The organism is Sphingomonas sp. Ant20 (assembly GCF_000783375.1).
Classification (GTDB): domain Bacteria; phylum Pseudomonadota; class Alphaproteobacteria; order Sphingomonadales; family Sphingomonadaceae; genus Sphingomonas; species Sphingomonas aerolata.
In genome coordinates, this window is record NZ_JRVI01000153.1 from 1 (window position 1) to 5,262 (window position 5,262).

Sequence of the window (5,262 nt, forward strand, 5' to 3'; positions counted from 1 at the left end):
GCAGGCGCCAGCTGGTGACCGCGGCAAGGATCCCGGCGAGGCGATGAGACACTGAAATTGACACGATAAGTTCCCCTTGTCCGCTGCTTAGCGCGCTGAGCGCTGCGCGGAACCCGAAAGCTGCCGCGTCTGCCGCGTTTCGGGTTCCGCCGGTCGCACGCCGCCGATCCGCCGCGACCCGGCTTTGGCCCCGGTGGCGCTGCCCGGCCCACCACGTCCGCCGCCCCTTGTCTGGCTGGAACCGGGACAATCGATTGCGTCAATTCTGCAACATTATGACGTCCATATGAAAGTCGTGCGTATTTTCGGTTGCAAAGACGGGACCGCTATGGCCGTTTGTTGCCAAGACAGGTCAGAGACGAAGCCGGACAGGCGGCCGTCCTTGCGTGTGACAGGGCAATTTCCGCAGCGCGCCAAGGGGAATCGGCGGTCTGGAACGGCGATGATGGGGGAGGATCCTGAGAGCCACTTTTCAAAGGGGGCTTAGGATGATCAGATACACGACCTCGACCGTCGCACTGGCGGTCGCACTTCTTGCCGGGTCCGCCGCCTTCGCAGCGACGCCCGGCAGCGGACAGGATGGCGCCGCGCCCACACCCGTACCGGCCAGCGCCGTGCAGGAAAGCGTACCCGACGCCGCCAGCGCGACCCCCGAGCCGTCGAACGACATCGTCGTGCTGGGCACGCGCCGCACCGATCGCACGCTCGCCACGTCGCCGTCGCCGGTCGACGTGATCAGTTCGGCCGAACTGACGTCGCAGCCCGCCGCCAACATGATCGACGCGCTCAAGAATATCGTGCCGTCCTTCTACGCCGGGCAGAATTCGATCTCCGACGCCTCGACCTTCGTCCGCTCGCCGTCGCTGCGCGGCCTGTCGGGCGATCAGGTGCTCGTGATGATCAACGGCAAACGCTATAATCGCTCGGCGCTCGTCCAGGTCTATGGCGGCAGCGACACCGGGCTCGGCCGCGGTGCGCAGGGGCCCGACATCTCGGCGATCCCGTCGCTCGCGATCGGCAATCTGCAGGTGCTGCGCGAGGGCGCGACCGCGCAATATGGCTCCGACGCGATCGCCGGCGTGCTCAATTATGGCCTGCGCGAGGATCAGGGGATCGAGCTGGTCGGTCGCGCCGGCCAATATTATGCGGGCGACGGCGAAAGCTATCAGATCGCGGGCAACGCGGGCGTGAAGGGCGACTGGGGCTTCATCAACGTCACCGGCGAATATGTCGACGAAGGCCAGACCAGCCGCGGCCGCACCCGCCCGTCGGCCGCCAATTTCGCGCAGAATTTCCCGGCGCTCGCGAACCAGCTCCCCAATTATCCGCTGCCCGTGCAGATCTGGGGCAATTCCCCCTCGCACGGCTTCAAGTCGGTCTACAACTCGGCGATCAACGTCACCGACAGCAGCAAGATCTACGTCTTTGCCAATTATGCGCAGAGCAAGGGCAATCAGAGCTTCAACTACCGCGCCTCGGTGTCGAGCACCGCGGTCGACACGAACGGGGTGGTCCGCAATCAGGGCGCGAACGGCGCGTTCAACAACACCTTCTTCCTCACCCCCTGCCCGACCGGCAACGCGACCTGCCCGAGCGGCGGCTTCGTTCGCGACGGCAACACCTTCCGCTTCGGCACGCTCTACCCCGCCGGCTTCACGCCGCGCTTCGTCGGCAAGACGCAGGAAGTGTACGGGGTGCTCGGCTACAAGGGCACGTCCGGCGCCTTCAGCTATGACCTGTCCGGCACGCTGGCGCGCAACAAGCTGTCGCTGTCGATGTATGACTCGGCCAATTTCTCCTACGGCCCGGCGACGCAGACCAGCTTCGACTTTGGCGACCTGATCCAGAAGGAAACCAACTTCAACGCCGACTTCACCTATGCCGCCGACCTCGGTCTCGCCGCACCGCTGACCATCTCGGCGGGCGGGGAGTTCCGCAAGGAAACCTACGAACAGACCGCGGGCGACACGCAATCCTATGCCGCGGGACCCTATGCGATCGCGCAACAGCTCTTCACCCAGACCGCGCCGGGCGTGTACGTCGCCTCCGGCACGACCGCGGCGCAGGGCGTCGGCGCGAGCGGCTATGCGGGCACCAGCCCCGCCACCGCAGGCAAGTTCAGCCAGAAGGCCTATGCCGCCTATGTCGGGCTCGAAACCGATCTGACCGACGCGCTGACGGTCGGCGCGGCGGGCCGGTACGAACATTACAACACATTCGGCGATGCCTGGGTCGGCAAGGTGAACGCGCTGTACAAGTTCGCCGACGCCTTCTCGGTCCGCGGCAGCTTCGGCACGGGCTTCCACGCACCGTCGCCGGGCCAGTCGAACGTCTCGATCGTCACGACCTCGTTCAACAACGGCGTCGCGTTCCAGGCGGGCACCTACCCGACCAACACTGCGGTCGCGCAATATTATGGCGCGAGCAACCTGACCCCGGAAAAATCGACCAATTACGGACTCGGCTTCATCCTCGAACCGGTCCGCGGGATGACGGTCACGGTCGATGGCTACCGGATCAACCTGCGCAACCGGATCGGCCTGACCTCGCCCTTCATCGTCACCGCGGCGGACCTTGCCGCGCAGCCGGCGCTGCTGCCGGTCGGTGTCGGCGGCCAGGTCCAGTATTTCACCAACGGCTTCAAGACGCGCACCCAGGGCATCGACGTCGTCGGCACCTACCGCACGCGGTTCAGCGAGGCGGAGCTGAACTTCTCGCTGGCGTATAACTACAACGACACCAAGGTTACCGAGTTCGATGCCCGGGTGGTCGGCACCGCGCAGCTGATCGACGCGGAGAATCTCGCGCCAAAGCACCGCGTCGTCTTCAACGCCGGCTGGACGCTCGACAATCTGAGCCTGAACGTGCGCGAGAATTACTACAGCTCGTTCACCAGCGCGCAGGATTACGGCCAGACCAACGGCGTGCCGAATCAGGTGTTCAGCGGCAAGTTCGTCACCGATCTGGAGCTCAGCTACACCTTCGCCGAGCATTTCACGGTCGCGGTCGGCGCGCAGAACTTCACCGACGAGCATCCCGATCGGCTCAAGCCGACCTCGACCGTGCAGATCTATCCGCTGACCGGCGGCACGTCGGACGGCCAGGTCTATCCGCGCAACGGCGGGCCGTTCGGCTTCAACGGCGGCTTCTACTATACGCGTCTGCGCGTGAAATACTGAGACCGGGCGGGGGGCGCCGCGGTGCCCCCCGTCATCTCACCACCGGATCAGTGCGCAGCGGCGGGGTCGACCGGCCGGGCGGGCCGCGGCGCCAGCCAGATGATCGCGGCGGACACGAAGAAGATCAGCGCGGCAAAGGCGAACAGGTGGTTCGTCGCCAGTGCGAAGCTCTCCTGCTCGACCACCCGCTCGATCAGCCCGCGCCCCTGTTCCGCGCTCAGTCCGTGCTGCTGCGCGTTGGCGATCACCTGATCGCCATTGTTGAGGATGTTGGTCAGCTCGGCGCGGTTCGTCTGCGCGTTGTTCTGCCACATGGTACTGCCGATCGAGGTGCCGATCGCCGCCGCCAGCGTGCGCAGGAAGCTCATCACGCCCGCCGCCGACGCGGTCTCCTCGGGATTGACCGCACCCAGCGCGATGATCGTCAGCGGGATGAAGAAGAACGGCATGCCCAGCCCCTGGACGAGCTGCGGCGCCGCCAGGATCCAGAAATCCGCGCCGCTGAACCAGAAGGTCCGCAGCACCGACGTCAGCCCGAGCCAGAAGATCCCGAAACACACCAGCGCGCGCGGATCGACCTTGTTGCTCAGCTTGGCGACGATCGGCGAGAAGATCACCGCGAGCACGCCGTTGAACGCGGTCACATAGCCCGCATCGCTCGCGGTATAGCCCATCGTCGACTGCAGCCATTGCGGGATGATCACGACCGAGGCGAAGAACGTCCCGAAGCTGAAGGCGAGCGCGGTCACCGCGACGGTGAACCCGCGGTGCCGGAACACGCGCAGGTCGACGATCGGGTTGCCCGCGGTCAGCTCCCAGATCAGGAAGGTGACGAAGCCGATCGCCGCGATGATCGCGCAACCGACGATGAAGCTCGACCCCAGCCAGTCATGCTCACGCCCCAGATCGAGCATGATCTGCAACGCCGCGATCCACACGACCATCAGGAACAGGCCGAAACGGTCGATCGGCACGATCTCGGTCTTGGTCTCCGACTTGCGCAACAGCGTGAAGACGCCGACGATGCAGAAGATCGCGATCGGCAGGTTGATGTAGAAGATCCACGGCCAGGACCAGTTGTCGCTGATCGTCCCGCCCAGGATCGGCCCGAGGATCGGCGCGGTGACCGTCGTCATCGCCCAGGCGCCCATCGCCGCCGCGCGCTTCTGCGGGGGAAAGATGGTCAGCAGCAGCGTCTGCGTCAGCGGCATCAGCGGGCCGCCGCAAAAGCCCTGCCCGATCCGGAACGCGACCATCGCGCCGAGCGACGAGGCGAGGCCGCACAAGGCGGAGAAGACCGCAAAGCCGATCATCGCCGCCATGAAGACGCGGATCGTCCCGAACCGCCGGACCAGCCACCCGGTCAGCGGCACGCAGATCGCCTCGGCGACCGAATAGGAGGTGACGACCCAGGTCCCCTGAGTCGGCGACACGCCGAGCCCGCCCGAGATATGCGGCACCGACACATTGGCGATGGTCGTGTCGAGCACCACCATGAAGTTGGTCAGCGCCAGCACGAAGCCCGCAAGGATGAGGCGCGGGCCGGTCAGCACCGGCGCGGACGTGTCGGCGGCCATCGATCCGTTCCTAGCGATCGCCCGAGATGTCGATCTCGGCGTCCATCGACAGCCCGACGCGCAACGGATGATCGCGCAGTTCCTTGGGGTCGAGCGCGATGCGTACCGGCAGACGCTGGACCACCTTGATCCAGTTGCCGGTCGCGTTCTGCGCGGGGATCAGCGCGGACGACGCGCCGGTCCCGCCGGCGAGCCCGACGACGCGGCCGTGATAGACGACGTCGTCGCCATGCAGGTCGGAGATCAGCGTCGCATGCTGGCCGACGCGAACATGCTGCAACTGGCCCTCCTTGTAGTTGGCGTCGACATAGAGCTGGTCGACCGGCACGATCACCATCGCCGCGGTGCCGGGCGCGAGCCGCTGGCCGATCTGGACGTTGCGCTGCGAGATCACGCCGTCGATCGGCGCACGGACGACCGCACGCGACAGGTCGAGCCGGGCCTGGCGCAGCTTGGCGCGCGCGGCGAGGACCTCGGGGGCGTGTCGCGCGCGTGCCGCGGGTCAG

The 5,262-nt window shown here is 66.2% G+C and carries 2 protein-coding genes and 1 pseudogene; 1 reads left to right on the forward strand and 2 read right to left on the reverse strand.

The window, feature by feature from the left end; genetic code table 11:
• Positions 1-488 precede the first annotated feature (488 nt).
• On the forward strand, positions 489-3,179 hold the full coding sequence (locus tag NI18_RS15885) for a TonB-dependent receptor (protein ID WP_037531330.1): 2,691 nt from the start codon (positions 489-491) through the stop codon (positions 3,177-3,179).
• Between the two features lie 47 nt (positions 3,180-3,226).
• Here the strand turns inward: NI18_RS15885 and NI18_RS15890 are convergent, their stop codons facing one another.
• Positions 3,227-4,756, reverse strand: a complete 1,530-nt coding sequence (locus NI18_RS15890; protein WP_031396601.1) for a DHA2 family efflux MFS transporter permease subunit — start codon at positions 4,754-4,756, stop codon at positions 3,227-3,229.
• Between the two features lie 10 nt (positions 4,757-4,766).
• Positions 4,767-5,234 (reverse strand): annotated as a pseudogene (locus NI18_RS15895) (HlyD family efflux transporter periplasmic adaptor subunit); the annotation flags it as partial.
• Positions 5,235-5,262 lie beyond the last annotated feature (28 nt).

Excerpts from the sequence above, each read along its gene's own strand:
- NI18_RS15885 (WP_037531330.1), top strand. The coding sequence starts at position 489 with ATGATCAGATACACGACCTCGACCGTCGCACTGGCGGTCGCACTTCTT.
- NI18_RS15890 (WP_031396601.1), bottom strand. The coding sequence starts at position 4,756 with ATGGCCGCCGACACGTCCGCGCCGGTGCTGACCGGCCCGCGCCTCATC.